Here is a 15,725-nt window from a genome sequence, read left to right as displayed (position 1 = left end):
GTTCGCGAAGCCGCTTCACCCGAGCATGACCATGGCGCGCCATAGGATGAGGGAGTGAGTCTCTATCGTGACGAAGGCGTCGTTCTGCGTACGCAGAAGCTCGGCGAGGCCGACCGCATCGTCACCATCCTGGCCAAGCGCACCGGCAAGGTCCGGGCGGTCGCGAAGGGCGTGCGCCGCACCACTTCGCGCTTCGGGGCCAGGCTGGAGCCGTTCACCCACGTCGACCTGCAACTTCACACTGGCCGCACGCTCGACGTCGTCACGCAGGCGGAGACCATCAGACCCTACGGCGAGGCCCTGGCGATCGACTACCCCCGCTACACCGCGGGCACGGCGATGCTGGAGACCGCCGACCGGCTGACGCAGGGCGAGAAGGAGCCGGCGCTGCGGCAGTTCCTGCTGCTGGTGGGCGGGCTGCGCACGCTGGCCGACGGCGAGCACGAGGCCAGGCTGGTGCTCGACGCCTACTTCCTGCGCTCGCTGGCGGTCGCCGGCTACGCCCCGGCGCTGGACGCGTGCGCCAGGTGCCAGGCCCCGGCGATCAGGGCGTTCGCCATCGTGGCCGGTGGCGTGGTGTGCGGGGCGTGCAAGCCGTCCGGATCGGTGGTGCCCGCGGGGGAGACGATCGGGCTCATGACCGCGCTGCTGCGCGGCGACTGGGCCGCGGCCGACGCCTCGCAGGCGCGGCATCGCGGCGAGTGCAGCGGCCTGGTCGCCGCATATCTGCAATGGCACCTCGAACACGGAATACGCTCTCTCCGACACGTAGAGAGGGAGCCTGTGTGAACGTTCGACCGCCGACCCCGCATCCGTCCGGCGCGGTTCCGCCGCCGATCCCGCGTGACCTGGTGCCCAGGCACGTGGCCATCGTCATGGACGGCAACGGCCGCTGGGCCAAGTCGCGGGGGCTGCCTCGCACCGAGGGGCACAAGGCGGGCGAGGCGTCGTTGTTCGACGTCATCGAGGGCGCGCTGGAGCTGGGCGTTCCCTATCTGTCCGCGTACGCCTTCTCCACGGAGAACTGGAAGCGCTCGCCCGACGAGGTCCGCTTCCTCATGGGCTTCAACCGCGACGTCATCCGCCGCCGCCGCGACGAGTTGCATGCGATGGGCGTACGGGTGCGCTGGGCGGGCAAGCCGGGCCGGCTCTGGAAGAGCGTGATCTCCGAACTGCAGAGCGCCGAGGAGCTGACCGAGCGCAACCGCAAGCTGACGTTGCAGTTCTGTGTCAACTACGGCGGCCAGGCGGAGATCGTCGAGGCCGCGCTGCGGTTGGCGAACGACATCGCGGCGGGCCGGGTCAAGCCGTCGAAGGTCAACGAGAAGGTGTTCGCCCGCTATCTCGACGAGCCGGAGATCCCGGAGGTCGACCTGTTCCTGCGGTCGTCGGGGGAGCAGCGCTTCTCCAACTTCCTGCTGTGGCAGTCGGCGTACGCCGAGATGGTGTTCCTCGACCGGCTCTGGCCGGACTTCGACCGCCGCGATCTCTGGGAGGCGTGCGAGACCTACGCCAAGCGCGACCGGCGCTACGGCGGGGCGCTGCCGAACCAGGTCTGAAGCACCTCCGACTGTGAGTCGTCGAGATTACATTTCATGACATGTCATGTCTTGTTGCGGCCAGACCCTTGCAAAGCTGACTCGTTCTCTTCAGTCTTCTGCCCATAGGCGTAAAGATCAGCTCTACTCCCATGGCGTGAAGGAGAGCGTGTGCCGTCCACCCCCCATTGGCGTGCGATCTTGATCGCGGTCGCCGCCGCTGTCACCCTCATCCTCCCTCAGGGCGTGGCCCAAGCCGCGCCCGACCCGGGAAAGATCAACAAATCCGTCCAGGCCGACCTGGCCGCGGACGGAAAGGCCACCTTCTGGGTACGCATGAAGGGCGCCGCCGACCTCAGCGGCGCCCGCCGGGCCGCGACCAAGGACGACAAGGCCGAGCAGGTCTTCGAGGCCAAGACCGCCAAGGCCGACACTTCGCAGGCGGCCCTGCGTAAGCTCCTGGAGTCCCACCAGGCCGACTACACCCCGTACTGGATCGTCAACGCCGTCAGAGTGACCGCCGACGCCAAGCTGGCGGCCGAGATCGCCACCCTGGCGGACGTGGACCGCATCGACCCGGTACGTACCGTGTCGCTGCCGAAGCCGGCCCCCGGTAAGGCCGAGACGAAGGTCAACGCCGTCGAGTGGAACATCGACCGCATCAACGCCCCGCGCGTCTGGAACGAGTTATCCGACCGCGGCGAAGGCATCGTGGTCGGCACCATCGACAGCGGCGCCCAGTTCGACCACCCCGAGCTGGCCGCGGCCTACCGTGGCAGGAGCCCGGACGGCTCCCTCGACCACAACTACAACTGGTTCGACCCCGCGCACATCTGCCCGAGCGCGGCCCCCTGTGACAACCTCGGGCACGGCACGCACGTCATGGGCACCATGGTCGGCGCGAACGGCATCGGGGTCGCGCCGGGCGCCAAGTGGATCGCCGCCAAGGGCTGCGAGGTCAACACCTGCACCGACGCCTCGCTGCTCGCCGCCGGGCAGTGGATGCTCGCCCCGACCGACCTGAACGGCGCCAACCCGCGCCCCGACCTGGCTCCCGACATCGTCAACAACTCCTGGGGCGGCAACGGCTTCGACCCCTGGTACAAGGAGACCGTCGAGGCGTGGATCGCGGCCGGCATCTTCCCGGCCTTCGCCAACGGCAACGAGGGGCCCGCCTGCCGTACCAGCGGGTCGCCCGGACAGTACGCGATCAGCTACAGCGCGGGCGGCTTCGACATCAACAACGTCCTGTACGCCCGCTCCAGCAAGGGCGAGGGCGAGAACGGCGAGATCAAGCCGAACCTCGCCGCCCCCGGGGTGAACGTCCGCTCGTCGGTGCCCGGCAACGGCTACGACAGCTACACGGGCACGTCGATGGCCTCGCCGCACCTGGCGGCCACGGTGGCGCTGATCTGGTCGGCGGCGCCGGGGCTCCAGGGTGACGTGGCCGCGACCCGGCCGCTGCTCGACAGCACCGCGATCGACGTCGACGACACCAGTTGCGGCGGCACCGCCGCCGACAACAACGTCTGGGGCGAGGGCCGCCTGGACGCCTTCGCCGCGGTGCAGGCCGCGCCGCGCGGAGGTCTGGGCGAGCTCAAGGGTACGGTCACCGCCGGCGGCAGCCCGGTGGCCGGTGCCACGGTCAGCCTGTCCGGGCCGCTGAGCCGTACGGTGGTCACCGGGACGGACGGGACGTACGCCGTCCCGCGCCTGCTGCCGGGCGACTACCAGATCGGCGCGGAGAAGTTCGGCTACGACAAGGGCACCGCGACGGCGACGATCACGGCCGGCCAGAGCACCACGGCCGACGTGGCGATGACCCTGCGGGCCGCGGGCGTGGTGACCGGCACGGTCACCACGGCGGGCACGCCGGAGCCGGGCGCCAAGATCGAGGCGGTCGGCACGCCCATCAGCGCGGTCACCGACGCCGCGGGCCGCTACCGGCTGTCGCTGCCGAACGGCACCTACGATCTCAAGATCACTCCAGTCTCCCGCTGCTCCAGCGGCGCCACGGCGTCCGTCACGGTGGCCGGGGACGTGACCAAGGACATCGAGCTGCCGTTGCGTGGCGACGACTTCGGCTACACCTGCCGGAGCGCCGCCGAGCCGTACGTCGCGGGCACCGACAAGCTCGCGCTCACGGGTGACGACGAGGCGCAGCGGGTGACGCTGCCGTTCCCGGTCCCGTTCTACGGCGCGGGGCAGAGCAGCGCGTGGATCAGCACCAACGGGTTCGCCACCTTCGCCGCCGACAGGGTCGTCACCGGCAGCAACGGCCGGCTGCCCGCCGCGGGCACGCCCAACAACGCCGTCTACCCGTACTGGGACGACCTGGTGGTGGACGCCGACAGCGGTGTCTACACCGGCGTCACGGGTACGGCGCCGCACCGCCAGTTCGTGGTCGAGTGGCGCAACGTGAAGTTCTACTCGGCCACCGACCAGCGCGTCTCGTTCGCGGCCCTGCTGGGCGAGGACGGGACGATGAGCTACCGCTACAAGGACATCGAGAGCGAGCGCGACAAGGGCACCAGCGCGACGGTCGGGGTCGAGAACGCGGCGGGCACCGACGCGTTCCAGTACTCCTACGAGGAGGTCGCGCTGACCAACGGGCAGAGCCTGACGTTCGTCGCGAGCAGGCACGGCCTGGTGACGGGCACCGTCACCGACGCCAACGACGGCAAGCCGCTGGCGGGCGCGACGGTGAAGGTGGGCGACGTGGCCACCTACACCACCGGCGAGGACGGCACGTTCTACGGGCAGGTCCTGGCCGGCGACTACGAGGTGCAGGTGTCGAAGGAGCACTACGGCACGTTCACGAAGAGCGTGACGATCGCCCCGACGACGGTCACCAGGATCGACACCGCGTTGATCACCGGCCGGGTCAGCCCCTCGGTGAGCGAGCTGACCGTGGTGCTGCCCACGAACGCCACCAGAACCCGCACGATGCAGCTGACCAACCTCGGCTCACCCACGGCGTACACCGTCACCACCGATCCGGCGCAGGGCTGGATCGGCGTCACGCCGACGGCGGGCGACCTCGCCAAGGGGCAGGCGGTGACGCTGAAGGTCACCGTGTCCAGCGCCGGCGTCCAGCCGGGCGCGCTCCGCGCGGGCAAGCTGATCGTGAAGTCGGCCAGCGGACGGCAGCCGATCATCGAGATCGCGGTGACGGTGGTGGTGCCCAAGCTCCAGCTGGCCGTGGAGGCCGGCGGCACCAAGGCCGTGACCGACACGGCGGGTGACGCCTGGACGCCCGACAAGAAGTACACCGCGGGCGGCTACGGATACATCGCCACCTCGACCAGTACGAGCACCTCGTCCAAGACCATCAAGGGCACCGACGACCAGGCGCTGTTCAAGACGGCACGCGAAGGGATGCTGGAGTACCGCTTCGACAACGTGCCGGCTGGGACGTACACCGTCGAGCTGGACTTCGCCGACGTCAAGTCGACGCAGATCGGCAAGCGCGTCTTCGACGTGCTCGTCGAGGGGCAGCTCGCGATCCCGGCGCTCGACCTGGCGCTGGAGGCGGGCACGTACACGGCCGTCAGCAGGCAGTACACGGTGAAGGTCACCGACGGCCAGCTCAACGTCCGCTTCGCCACGCGGCAGGGCAAGACGATCGTCAACGCCATTCGCATCTCGGAGCGGCCCGACAAGACCTCGTGAAATGACCCGGGCCCGCCTCTAGGGCGGGCCCGGGAGCTCTTTTCTACCGCACGTGGCGTACGGTGCGGCGGAACGGCCCTGCGACGCGCTGAGTGGTGTACGTGGCGACGAGGCGGGGCGGCATGCCGCCGGCGGTCTCGGCGGAGTCGAAGACGGCCTGGGCGCCCGCCGTCGCCCTGATCCCGAACGAGTAGGTCCCGTTGCCGGCGAAGGCGCCGGAGACGTCGAGCTCGACGTCCCTCCCGTCGGTCAGCCCCTTGGCTGTGTCGAGCGCGGTGCCGGGCGATGGCCGGTTCTTCCAGGTGACGCCGTCCGCCCAGGCGGCTACGACCTTGCTCACGGAGATCGAGCTGTCCGTGGTCCGCGCGGCCCGCAGCCGCAGCGTCATGGTGACCCCGGTCGTGCCCTTGGGCACGCCCACCACCGTGAACCGCACCAGCGACTGCCGCTCCGACCCGGTCGTGCCGTCACACGTGCGCGGGCAGGCCGCCAGCCAGGTGTAGGCGGCGTGCGGCGTGTCCGGGTTGGCCTCGCTGAGGTAGGTGTCCTGGTCGACGGTCACCGAGACGCTCGCTGTCTCGGGGACAGTCGTGCGGGCAGCCGCCGGGGTGGCACCGGCCGCGGTTCCGGCAAGCATCACCATGCCTGCCAGTGACACTCGGCCGTTCATTGATCAAGAGTGACGCAAAACCCGGCCATCTGCCCGCATTTTCGACAAGTCACTCGTCATCGGATGATCGTGGTCCAGTCGCGGCGGTCCTCGGTCACCCCCGCGAGCTGCCGCTGGTACACGTCGGCCGTCTGCCCGTCGGAGAAGTGCAGATACGTGTGGAAGGTGAAGGCCCAGGAGTCATTGCCCTTCGGGTCGATCCGGACATTGATCGTCCCGCCCCACAGCCGCCCCAGGTCCCCGGGCGGGTTGGTGACGTTCAGCGGGATGTGGGCCGACCAGGCGTCCTCGGCCCATTGGCCGAGAACACCGGTCAGGAGGGCGATGGTCTGCCCCCTACGATCGCGGACGGTGACCGTGACGATGGTGTCGCCGTCCTTGGCCTCGTTGATGGTGTGGAAGCGGACCTCACCCGACTGGAGCAGCGCGGTGCCGGCGGGCGCGACGGGGACGGGGCTCGGACAGGCGAACATCAGAGCGGCCGCCAGCTTCATGATGGGGAACGCCACGGGGCCCTCCTCGTTCGTGCGTGCTGGCAGTAATTCTCCTGTCACGAACAGCGATCGTCTATAACCGAATGTGCCGGTAACCGTCGGTGGCCGTGATGAGCTCGTGCAGCGTGCCGGGCTCGGCGCCCGCGTGGCCGGCGTCCTCGACGATCCGCAGCTCCGCCTCCGGCCAGGCCGCATGTAGGTCCCATGCCGCGTCCGGCGGTGTCTTCATGTCGTAGCGGCCGTTCACGATCACGCACGGTATGTGCCGGATCGCGGCCACGTCGAGCAGCTCACCCTCCTTCAGGAAACAGCCCTGGCTGAAGTAGTGCGCCTCGATGCGCGAGAAGCTCACCAGCTCCCGGTCGTCGAGGGGCGGTGGGGCGGCGGGGAGCAGCGTGTTCGCCGACAGCTCCCAGGCCGCCCACGCCCGCGCGGCCGGGACGTGCACCTCCGGGTCCGGGTCGAACAACCGACGATGGTAGGCGGCGACCAGGTCGTCCCGCTCCGCCTCCGGGACGAAGCCGCGAAAGGCCGCCCACTCCCGCGGGAACAGCCGGGCCGCCCCGGTGCCGGTGAACGCCCACGCGTTGTCGGCCTCGGTCGCCAAGTAGACGCCGCGCAGCACCAGCTCGCTCACCCGCTCCGGGTGCCGCCGCGCGTAGGCCAGCGCCAGCGTCGACCCCCACGAGCCGCCGAACACCTGCCAGCGCTCGATGCCGAGCCGCTGCCTGAGCAGCTCGATGTCCGCCACGAGGTGCCAGGTCGTGTTGGCCTTCAGCGACACCCCGGGGTCGGCCGCGTACGGCCGGCTGCGCCCGCAGTTGCGCTGGTCGAACAGGACGATCTTGTACGCCTCGGGGTCGAAGAACCGCCGTTGCGCCGCCAGCACCCCGCCGCCGGGACCGCCGTGGAGAAAGACGACAGGTTTGCCGTCGGGGTTGCCGCTGACCTCCCAATAGATCTCGTTCCCGTCGCCCACGTCGAGCATTCCGGTCTCGTACGGCTCAATCGGCGGATAAAACGTCTTTTGTCCCATAGCTATCAGACATACTCGCCACCGCCGCCCGGCGTGCACTCTGCGGTGGCGGAGCCGGGCATAAGAAAACCCGGCCCACAAGGAGCCGGGTGGTATATGTCTTCAGACTAGCAGGCGAGCTACACAGATGCGGGACGATTGCCGTCACCAGCCCGGCGGCCAATGCCGTCCAACCCCATCTGCGGCCTGGCCGCGCAGCGCTCCCGCGAGGTAGTTGCCGCTGGGGTTGACCAGGCCAACAGGGACGTGCTGCCGAACCTGCTCGATGGGAAAGCGCAGGTCACTGTCGTTGGAGATGACGACAGTAGAGGTTGTAGCCATCCACGTAAATCCCGGCCCGCATGCGGGCGACCGTACCGGACTCGATCACGTTTCGTAGTTGATTCGCGACATCTGGCCATCCATGCTCAGCTGCCGCACCGATCCCGAGCAGCTACAGGCCGAGCCAGTGGAGACCAGGGATGACGGTAGATCTTCCACAGCACCCTCGCCCCGCTGGACGGCTTGGGCGCGGACCATCCGGGCGTACAGGCCGTGCCGGTTGCCCAGGAGTTCGGGATGGGCACCCGACTCGACGACGCGACCCCCGTCCAGGACGACGACCGTGTCGAACGTGTCCAGGCCGCCGAACCGGTGGGTGATCATCACCGTCGTCATCCCGCTGCGCCGCCGCAGCACCGCGTGGATGACCTCGCGTTCGGTCAGCGGGTCGAGGGCGCTGGTCGCCTCGTCCAGGACCAGGACGGGCGCGTCGCTGAGGAGCGCGCGGGCCAGGGCGATGCGCTGGCGTTCACCACCGGAGAACAGCGCCCCCCGCTCACCGACCACCGAGTCGTAGCCGTCGGGCAGAGCCATGATCCGGTCGTGCATCCTGGTCGTCGCGCAGGCCGCGACCAGGTCGTCCAGGCCGGCGTCGGGCGCGGCGTAGCGGAGGTTGTCGGCGATGGAGCCCTGGAAGAGCAGGGCCTCCTGCGGGGCCAGGCAGACGCGTCCGTCGATCCGTACCGTCCCCTCCGCCGGCTCGTACAGCCCGGCGAGCAGGTAGCCGAGAGTCGTCTTGCCCGATCCGTTCGGGCCGACGATCAGCGTCGTGGAGGCGGCGGGCAGGTCGAGGGTCACCTCGCGGAGCGCCCAGCGTGCCTCGTCCTCCGGGCCCGCGTAGGCGTAGGAGGCCCGCGCGACGCGCACCTCGCCCGCTCCTCCGCCGCGCACGGCGGGGGGCGGTCCCGGTGGCAGGTCCAGGTACTCGAAGACCCGCTCGAATGCCGCCTGGGCGGTACGGAACTCGGTGGAGATGTGCAGGATCTGCCAGAGCGGCTGGTAGAGCCTCGACTGCAGCACCACGAACGCGATGAGCGTGCCGGGCGTGATCCCGTCCATGAGCCCCGCCGCGACGAACACGATGTAGGGCGTCAGTACGAAGAAGATGTGCCCCGCGCTCAGCACCGACTGAGCGGCCAGGCCGGCGCGGACCCCCAGCCGGGCCAGCCGCTCGCTCTCCGCACCGAACACCGCGGCCTCGTGGCCGTCGCGTCCGTGCACCCGGGCGAGGGTGATGCCGCCCAGCGAGAGACGTTCGGCGGCGATGGAGGCGATCTCCGCGCGGGCGCGCTGGCCCGCGGCCGAGAGGATCTTGAGCGCGCGCCCTGAGCGGGCGGAGACCCACAGGATGGCCGGCGCCAGGCACAGGGTGACGCTCGCGAGCGGCCAGGACAGCGAGAACATCGCCCCCAGCGCGAACAGGAACGCGAGGAGACTGCCGAGCAGGCTGGGCAGCGTGTCCTTGATCGCGTCCTCGATCTGGTTGGTGTCGTTGGCCAGCCGCGACTGGATCTCGCCGCTCCTGGCGGCGGCGAAGAAGCCGAGCGGCATCCGCTGCAGGTGGCCGAACAGCCGCGTACGCAGCGAGTGGATGACCCGCTGGGCCATGCGGCCCGAGATCCACGCCTGGGCCAGATCGACGCCCGCCGCCCCGGCCGCCGTGACGGCCGCCAGTCCGGCGATCAGCGCCAGCAGGTCGGGCCGCGGGCCGTCCTTGCCGAACAGGGCGCGGTCGAAGACGACCTGGGTCAGCAGCGGGATGGCGGCGTTCAGCGCGGAGAAGATCGCGACCAGCAGCACGACGAGCAGGACGGCGCGACGATATGGCATGAACAGCCGGATGATCCTGCGGGTCGTCACGTCTGCCGCCCTTTCGGAGGCTCTCGGAGATCAGAAACGGCGTGCGGCGCATGCTTGCCGCACGCCGTTCCGTCATCAGTTGGTGTCGGTGCAACCCGGGTGCTTGAGGCAGTTGCTCAGCAGCGCCGACTCCGTGGTGCTCGGCTCACGCTCCTGCAGGTTCTGCAGGTCCTGAACGTCGAAAGACATTTTTCTCCCCCCTCTCCGATTTCCGTTCCTTCTCGCGTCGCCGTGCTCGGGGCACGGCGAGATCATGGGGAGCGCCCGATGACGTCGTCGAGCATCCACAGGCGCGGATGACCGTGACGCAGGCGCAGCAGGAAGGCGAGGACGCCCGCGGTCCCGCCGAGGTAGGTCGGCACGGTCCGGCCCAGCCGATCGGGTACGTGCAGCCGGCCCGCGTGCCTGACGGCCCGCGCGCACAGGCACCCGGCCAGGTCCTCCGCCCATCGGTGGTACCGCTCGTCGCCGGTGAAGCGGGCCATGTCGAGCAGGAAGTCGCCCTCGCCGGGCAGGCCGTGGCAGAGCACCGAGCCCGACTGCCACCGAGTCCGGTGTGCGGCGATCGCCGCCTTTTCGGCGAGTTCCAGGGCGGCCGGGTCGTTTGTCGCGTTCCAGTAGCGGATCAGGAAGGAGCCGACGCCCGACGAGCCGCTGCACCAGTGGGGACGGCGGGGCCGTACGGACTCGCGCTCATCGCGCCGGAACGGCCACCAGGCCGTGTCCCCTTCGACGTCGGCGTGCTCGTAGAAGGTGTGGGCCACCTCGCGTACGGTCTCCATCCAGTCCGCCCTGCCGAGGGCGACGCCTCCATAGAGCAGCGCGGTGCCGACTCCGGCCAGGCCGTGGGCGAAGCCGAAGTGGTTGGTGCCGGCGAGGCTGGAGTCGAAGGCCGCCCGTGTCTGCCATTGCGGGCGTCCCTCGTACGAGGATCGCGCGTCGTGCAGGTTCTGGAGTATCTCCGTGGCCCGCTCGCGCAGCGCGGGGTCGTCCGCGCGGATGGCCAGGCGCAGGGTGGCCATCGCGCATCCGGCCAGGCCGTGGGTGACGTCGGGGCTGGGGTGGTCGGTCGGCAGCCGGTACGCGGCCCGTACCGCGAAGTCCCTCGACTCCTCGTCCTCGGCCGCTTCGTACAACGCCCAGAGGGCGCCGGATCGACCGGCGTACAGGCCGGGAGGCCAGACGTCCTCCTCGGCGAGGCGCCGGCGGAGCCAGCGCGAGACCGCACCGGCCTGTTCGGGTGGCAGGACCATGAGCATGCCTGCCGCGCCGGCGCTCACCGAGCAGGGGTCGGCTTCGAGCCCATAGGTGATGTTGGGCCAGGGTGACGGGCAGTCGGGGCGGTCGTCCATGGTCTCGGCCAGCCAGGCGAGCCCGTCGGAGACAAGGTCGTTCGCGGTCACCCGAGGCTGCGGCGCTCGTGGTGCGCCAGGCTGTTCGAGCTCGAGTTGTGCGCGCTTGGTCTGTTCGAGCTCGGTCAGGAAGCGGGTGCACGCGTCTAGCGTCCAGCGGTTGTCCGGCTCGGCGAGCAGGCCCGCCACCATCGGCCGCAGTGCCGCCAGGGTGGGGTTGCTCTCGGCGACCCTGGCCAGGTGGTCGGCGGCGCGCGGGCCCCACGCCGGGCCCGCCACCTCGTCGTCCGCGAGGTCTTCGGCGAGGCCGAGGTCGGCGCCGACCGCGAGGAAGTACGCCAGCGCTCCGAGGCTGTAGAGATCCGCCGTCTCCGGGGGAGCCTGGCGGAAGGCGCCGGTGTGCGGGGCCAGCTCGGGCGCCAGATAGCCGGGGGTGCCGCCGACCATGACGGTGGTGCCCTGCTTGGCCGCGTACTCGAGGTCGACGAGCCGGACCTGGCCGTCGGGCAGGATCATGACGTTACCGGGCGACAGATCGCGGAAGACGTAGCCGTGGCGATGCACCTCCCGCAGCAGGGCGACCAGGCGCGAGACGACCGGTACGACCTTCTCGACCGCGCACCCGAAGCCGTCCGGGCCGAGAGGCGTCGCGTGCGCCTCCGACCAGCGATGCGCGGTGAGGCCCGGGACCAGCTCCTCCGCGAGGAACGCGTGGCCGCCCTGCTCGAAGTAGTCGACGACGGCGGGCACGCCGTCGGTGGCGGCGAGGTCGTCGAGAGCGGCGCGTTCCGCGGCCAGCCGGTCTCTGGCGTCCCGGCCGCCGAGGTCGGAGGAGGCGTGCGGGCGACCCTCCTTGACGATGACCTCGCGTCCGGTCTTCGTGTCTTCGGCGAGGTACACGCCGCCCCTGTTGGCGTGTCTGATCGCCTCCCGCACCACGAACCGGTCGTTGAGCATGACCACCGACGCCTTCGACGGGCGGGCGAGCGGCTGAAAGGGGGAGTCGGCGAAGCTCGGCGGGGTGAAGGCGGCCGTCCGCTGGTCACGGACCAGCTCTCCGCCCGGAGCGCGCAGCCGTACCTCGTAGAACCCGTCGTTGCCCAGAGTCCGGTGCCCGGAGAAGGCGCCGTAGCGGTAATGGACGATGCCGCCCGCGCGGTAGGGCCGGTCGGAGAGGATCACCGGCCCCGGCAGCCCTCTGGTCGCCTCGTCGAGGAGGGCCGCCAGCCGTACCGACTCGGCGTCGTCGGCCGGGTAGACGGTGACGAACTTGCCCGCCTGCGCCCGCGCGCAGTGCGGCGAGAGCAGTTCCCAGTAGTCGCCGAGTTCGGCGGGGAACTTGAACGCGCACCCGGCCTCGATGAGCACGCGGGCGACCTGGGCGAGTACGAAGGGAGCCGACAGCATCGTCGCGGAGACGTGCAGCTTCCATCCCTGCTCAGGCATCGGGTAGCCGTCGGGGGTGACCCGGCACCAGAAATCGGCCGCCTCGACCGACCAGCCCGCCTCGCCGGACCGCGCCAGCTCGGCGGTCACGAGGTCGCGCAGTATCGAGTCTGCCCCCACGGCATTTCCCCCCGATTTCCGCGCCGCCTGGTGGAGGCGCTCAATACGAAGGTCGCCGACGGGTCTTGCAATTCGCTGACAGTCGAATCAACGATTCTTGTCGCAGGACCGATGTGTTGAGATGTCACATCCCCCATATGCGGATACGTCGTAAAGGAATGTTCACCGCTTATACCGCTTATATCGTCGTGGCGGTCACGACCATTGTCCTCAACGCCGGTTTCGCCGTGGCCGACTTCGCACGGGCCAGGCCCGTCCTCGCGAACGCCGCCGAAGTGGGAGTCCCGTCATCCTGGCTGCCGCTGCTCGCCACGCTCAAGCTGGCCGGAGCGGCTGGGCTCCTGCTCGGCCTGGCAGGCGTCCCCTTCGTCGGGCTCGCCGCCGCGACCGGCCTCGTGCTGTTCTTCGCCGGTGCGGTCGCCGCCCACGTGCGGGCCCGCGTGCTCTACAACCTGGCCTTTCCCGGCGGCTTTCTGACGCTCGCCATCGCCTCGCTCGTGCTGGACATAGCGAGGTAGACGATCATCCGAGGAACGTGGCGGTCGTCGCCACGAACCGTTCGGCGTCGTCGGTCCAGGGGAAGTGGCCCGCAGCCGGCTGGACGACGAACTCGGCGTTCGGGAACAGCTCGGCGAATGCGGCCACGGCGCTCGGAATCGAGTTCAGGTCGACCTCTCCGGCGAGCAGCAGCACCGGCGCGCCGAACGCGGCGAGCGCCGCGCGGGTGGCATCCGGGTCGTACGCGCCCTCGGCGCCGAAAGCGGCCGCGGCTTCGTCGTTGCGATGGCCGGTCTGGGCGGCATGATGGGCCTGGGCCGCCGCGTCCCAGCGGCCGTAGAAGAAGGGGTCGATGGCCTGCCGGCTGTCGGCGGTGGCGTTGCCGGCCACGATGGCCTCGAGAGCCGCGAAGGCATCCGGGAACCAGGGCTCGTCCTTACGCAGCCGCGCGACCTCGAGCCGGGACTCGCCGGTGGGCGCGATGCCGACGGCGAAGGTGCTCGGCGTGATCAGGGCGAGCCTGCCGACGCGGTCCGGGTGCCGGGCCGCGTACAGCGCCGCGAGGTTCGCGCCGGCGCAGTGCGCGAGCAGGTCGAAGCGGTCAAGCCCGAGGTGCTCGCGCAGCGCCTCGACATCATCGACCAGCCGGTCGCAGCGGTAGGAGGCGGCGTCCGCCGGCGTCGCGGACCGGCCGGTGCCCCGGAGGTCCAGCATGATCAACTGCCGATGCGCCGACAGGCCGCCGAGTTCGCCGAGGTAGTCGGTGTCCTGCATCGGGCCGCCCGGCAGGCAGATCACCGGGACGCCTTCTCCGAACACGTGGTAGGCGAGGTCGGTCCCATCATGCGCGGAGAAGGTAGGCATGGCGGCGATCCTGTCAGCGGCGCCGCGACCAGGGCAACCGGATATCCCGCCGGTCAGCGTCCCGGGTCGAAGCGGCCGTCGATGACGGTCCAGCCCGCGTCGACGACGAGGTTGGTCCCGGTGATGTACGAGGCCGCGTCACTGGCCAGGAAGGCCACCGCGGAGGCGACCTCGTCGGCGCCTTCCGGGGGCGCTATACCGTAGGAACGCCAATAGGAAGATCGCACAAGAGAGCGCGGCTCCGATATCGGCCATCTCGACCGAGATGTAGTTGGAGAAGATCAACTACCGCCGGTTGAAGCTGGTGGTTTGCTCTCGCGGTCCCGTCTGGGTGAAGGGAGGCCGGTAGCGTGTGGCTGGTTGATGGCAGCCCAGCCCGCAATGCCGCGTGTGGCGATGTTGCGGGCCGCGATATGGTCGGCATGCCCAGCGAGGCCACACCCGGTGCAGACGAACCGGCCCCGCGCCGGCCGGTTCGCCCTGGACACACACCCGCACTCCGGACACGCCTGCGACGTATACGCGGGGTCGATTAGCACGAAGGCGACCCCGGCGCAGGCGGCTTTGTAGCGGGTGAAGGTGATCTGCTGGGCGAAGGCCCAGGTGTGCAGGGTGCGTCGCTGGAGCCGGTGAGCCCTTACCCGGCCGCGGATGCCCTGCAGATCCTCCAGGGCGATCCCGCGGCCGGTGCGTTCGGCTTCACGCACCACGAACTTCGAGATTTGGTGGTTGAGGTCGGTCATCATCCGGTGCTCACGCCCGGACAAGCGGCGCAGCACCCGCCGCGCCGCCGACGTGCCCTTCTTCTGCAGCCGTCGGCGTTGCCGGTGCCGCCGTTCGCGCAGGGTGCGGACGTGGCCGTTGCCGCCGATCGGGCCGGGCTAGGCGGGGCCGGGCAGCACCACCCGGTCGGAGGTGACCGCCAGATTCGCCACCCCTTGATCCATCCCGACGAAGCCGCCGACCGGCTCACGCACCACTGGCTTGGGCAGGGTGAGGCCGACCTGCAGCAGCCACACCCCGCGCCGGCAGACCAGGTCAGCCTCCCCCACAGGCAGTGTGTCGATGGCTTTGAGGTCGTCTGGCCGGCCGATGTAGGGGACAGTGACGCGGCCGGTGGGGGTCCACAGCGACACGGTGCGGGCGTCACGGTTGAAGCTCATCAGCCGGGCGTCGTAGGGGATGGCGCCGTGCGGGCGGAAGATGTGGGCGCGTTTCTTGGTGGCGCGCCGGTTGGCGTACGCGCCGGCGACCCGGGCGATCGCCCGCACCGCCGCTTGCGCGCCGAGCCCGGCTACCTGCGCCCGCACCTGGTAATAGGCCAGCCGGTGCAACTCCACTGCGGCGAAGGTGCGGTGCTGCCAGGCCAGGCGGGACACGACGGTGGCCGCTTGGTTGCACAGCAGCACCGCCGCAGCCAGTGCGTCGGCTTGGGCCGGTGTGGGCGTGAGCCGCAGTTGTACGACCGTGGGCAGGCCGTGCCGTTTGGTGGCGGAGCGGCGGATCGCCATCGCGCACCTCCTGTCACAGCTCCCTCACTCACCGCACACATTACCGAACGCGACCGAGGCTTTCCATACTGTTTTCGAAAGGGGAGTGGTGCTTCCTCCTGGCCCTGAACGACCAGGTTCTCCGCGCCAAATTCAGATGAACTGCCCGGCGCCGGAGGTCAGACCGCGCCGATCGCGGCGGGCTAGACGGCCTGGATGCCCCGGCGACCGTCCACTAGGTGCCGAAAGACGCCGAGCAGGACGAACAGGATGAGCAACGGGATCGCGACGAGGGAGGGCAGCCCGAGCTGCCCGAGGACAGGGCCGAAAATATGCTGGTGCATGGCACCCCTCGGCGGGATCA

At 70.1% G+C, this 15,725-nt stretch carries 14 protein-coding genes and 1 pseudogene; 4 read left to right on the top strand and 11 right to left on the bottom strand.

Going from position 1 to position 15,725, the window contains the following annotated elements:
* Positions 1 to 54: 54 nt before the first annotated feature.
* The 3 genes from recO to KME78_RS04640 all read left to right on the top strand — a co-directional run bounded on the left by recO (position 55) and on the right by KME78_RS04640 (position 5,210).
* Entirely contained in the window at positions 55 to 789 is a 735-nt protein-coding gene (recO, locus tag KME78_RS04650; RefSeq protein WP_219527486.1) for a DNA repair protein RecO, read from the top strand.
* On the top strand, positions 786 to 1,559 hold the full coding sequence (locus tag KME78_RS04645) for an isoprenyl transferase (protein WP_219527485.1): 774 nt from the start codon (positions 786 to 788) through the stop codon (positions 1,557 to 1,559). Before recO ends, KME78_RS04645 begins: the two co-directional genes overlap by 4 nt.
* A 150-nt stretch (positions 1,560 to 1,709) precedes the next feature.
* The gene (locus tag KME78_RS04640) at positions 1,710 to 5,210 is read left to right on the top strand and encodes a S8 family serine peptidase (protein ID WP_219527484.1); all 3,501 of its coding nucleotides are present in this window, start codon (positions 1,710 to 1,712) and stop codon (positions 5,208 to 5,210) included.
* Between the two features lie 43 nt (positions 5,211 to 5,253).
* Here KME78_RS04640 and KME78_RS04635 read toward each other — a convergent pair whose 3' ends face one another.
* From KME78_RS04635 to lanL, 6 genes are all read right to left on the bottom strand, one after another.
* On the bottom strand, positions 5,254 to 5,880 hold the full coding sequence (locus tag KME78_RS04635) for a CBM96 family carbohydrate-binding protein (protein WP_219527483.1): 627 nt from the start codon (positions 5,878 to 5,880) through the stop codon (positions 5,254 to 5,256).
* A 56-nt stretch (positions 5,881 to 5,936) separates the two neighbouring features.
* On the bottom strand, positions 5,937 to 6,389 hold the full coding sequence (locus tag KME78_RS04630) for a hypothetical protein (protein ID WP_219527482.1): 453 nt from the start codon (positions 6,387 to 6,389) through the stop codon (positions 5,937 to 5,939).
* 58 nt (positions 6,390 to 6,447) lie between these two features.
* On the bottom strand, positions 6,448 to 7,410 hold the full coding sequence (gene pip / locus KME78_RS04625) for a prolyl aminopeptidase (protein ID WP_219527481.1): 963 nt from the start codon (positions 7,408 to 7,410) through the stop codon (positions 6,448 to 6,450).
* A 144-nt stretch (positions 7,411 to 7,554) separates the two neighbouring features.
* A complete protein-coding gene (locus tag KME78_RS04620; protein ID WP_219527480.1) occupies positions 7,555 to 7,731 on the bottom strand; it encodes a hypothetical protein in 177 nt (58 codons plus the stop codon).
* A gap of 45 nt (positions 7,732 to 7,776) precedes the next feature.
* Complete coding sequence (locus KME78_RS04615; protein WP_219527479.1) at positions 7,777 to 9,591, bottom strand: ABC transporter ATP-binding protein; 1,815 nt, start codon at positions 9,589 to 9,591, stop codon at positions 7,777 to 7,779.
* A 251-nt stretch (positions 9,592 to 9,842) separates the two neighbouring features.
* Positions 9,843 to 12,509 carry a class IV lanthionine synthetase LanL gene (gene lanL, locus KME78_RS04610; RefSeq protein WP_219527478.1) on the bottom strand — a complete coding sequence of 889 codons (2,667 nt, stop codon included), beginning with the start codon at positions 12,507 to 12,509 and terminating at the stop codon, positions 9,843 to 9,845.
* 158 nt (positions 12,510 to 12,667) lie between these two features.
* Here lanL and KME78_RS04605 point away from each other — a divergent pair, with 158 nt between their 5' ends.
* Complete coding sequence (locus KME78_RS04605) at positions 12,668 to 13,027, top strand: DoxX family protein (RefSeq protein ID WP_219527477.1); 360 nt, start codon at positions 12,668 to 12,670, stop codon at positions 13,025 to 13,027.
* 4 nt (positions 13,028 to 13,031) lie between these two features.
* Here the strand turns inward: KME78_RS04605 and KME78_RS04600 are convergent, their stop codons facing one another.
* From KME78_RS04600 to KME78_RS04580, 5 genes and pseudogenes are all read right to left on the bottom strand, one after another.
* On the bottom strand, positions 13,032 to 13,871 hold the full coding sequence (locus tag KME78_RS04600; protein WP_219527476.1) for an alpha/beta fold hydrolase: 840 nt from the start codon (positions 13,869 to 13,871) through the stop codon (positions 13,032 to 13,034).
* A gap of 53 nt (positions 13,872 to 13,924) precedes the next feature.
* Positions 13,925 to 14,047 (bottom strand): annotated as a pseudogene (locus tag KME78_RS63915) (SDR family oxidoreductase); the annotation flags it as partial.
* Positions 14,048 to 14,152: 105 nt separating this feature from the next.
* Positions 14,153 to 14,716 carry an RNA-guided endonuclease InsQ/TnpB family protein gene (locus KME78_RS04590; protein WP_281428619.1) on the bottom strand — a complete coding sequence of 188 codons (564 nt, stop codon included), beginning with the start codon at positions 14,714 to 14,716 and terminating at the stop codon, positions 14,153 to 14,155.
* A 36-nt stretch (positions 14,717 to 14,752) separates the two neighbouring features.
* Positions 14,753 to 15,382 (bottom strand): hypothetical protein, encoded by a 630-nt coding sequence (locus KME78_RS04585; RefSeq protein ID WP_219527474.1) that lies wholly within the window; start codon positions 15,380 to 15,382, stop codon positions 14,753 to 14,755.
* 182 nt (positions 15,383 to 15,564) lie between these two features.
* Positions 15,565 to 15,705 (bottom strand): hypothetical protein, encoded by a 141-nt coding sequence (locus tag KME78_RS04580; RefSeq protein WP_219527473.1) that lies wholly within the window; start codon positions 15,703 to 15,705, stop codon positions 15,565 to 15,567.
* Positions 15,706 to 15,725: the final 20 nt, after the last annotated feature.

It is taken from the genome of Nonomuraea guangzhouensis, assembly GCF_019396345.1.
Taxonomy (GTDB): Bacteria; Actinomycetota; Actinomycetes; order Streptosporangiales; family Streptosporangiaceae; genus Nonomuraea; species Nonomuraea guangzhouensis.
This window is presented reverse-complemented; position numbering and strand designations above follow the sequence as displayed.

Coding starts and splice junctions, on each gene's coding strand:
- KME78_RS04585 (WP_219527474.1), bottom strand. CDS start 15,382: ATGGCGATCCGCCGCTCCGCCACCAAACGGCACGGCCTGCCCACGGTC.
- KME78_RS04580 (WP_219527473.1), bottom strand. CDS start 15,705: ATGCACCAGCATATTTTCGGCCCTGTCCTCGGGCAGCTCGGGCTGCCC.
- pip (WP_219527481.1), bottom strand. CDS start 7,410: ATGGGACAAAAGACGTTTTATCCGCCGATTGAGCCGTACGAGACCGGA.
- KME78_RS04605 (WP_219527477.1), top strand. CDS start 12,668: ATGTTCACCGCTTATACCGCTTATATCGTCGTGGCGGTCACGACCATT.
- KME78_RS04620 (WP_219527480.1), bottom strand. CDS start 7,731: ATGGCTACAACCTCTACTGTCGTCATCTCCAACGACAGTGACCTGCGC.
- KME78_RS04600 (WP_219527476.1), bottom strand. CDS start 13,871: ATGCCTACCTTCTCCGCGCATGATGGGACCGACCTCGCCTACCACGTG.
- KME78_RS04635 (WP_219527483.1), bottom strand. CDS start 5,880: ATGAACGGCCGAGTGTCACTGGCAGGCATGGTGATGCTTGCCGGAACC.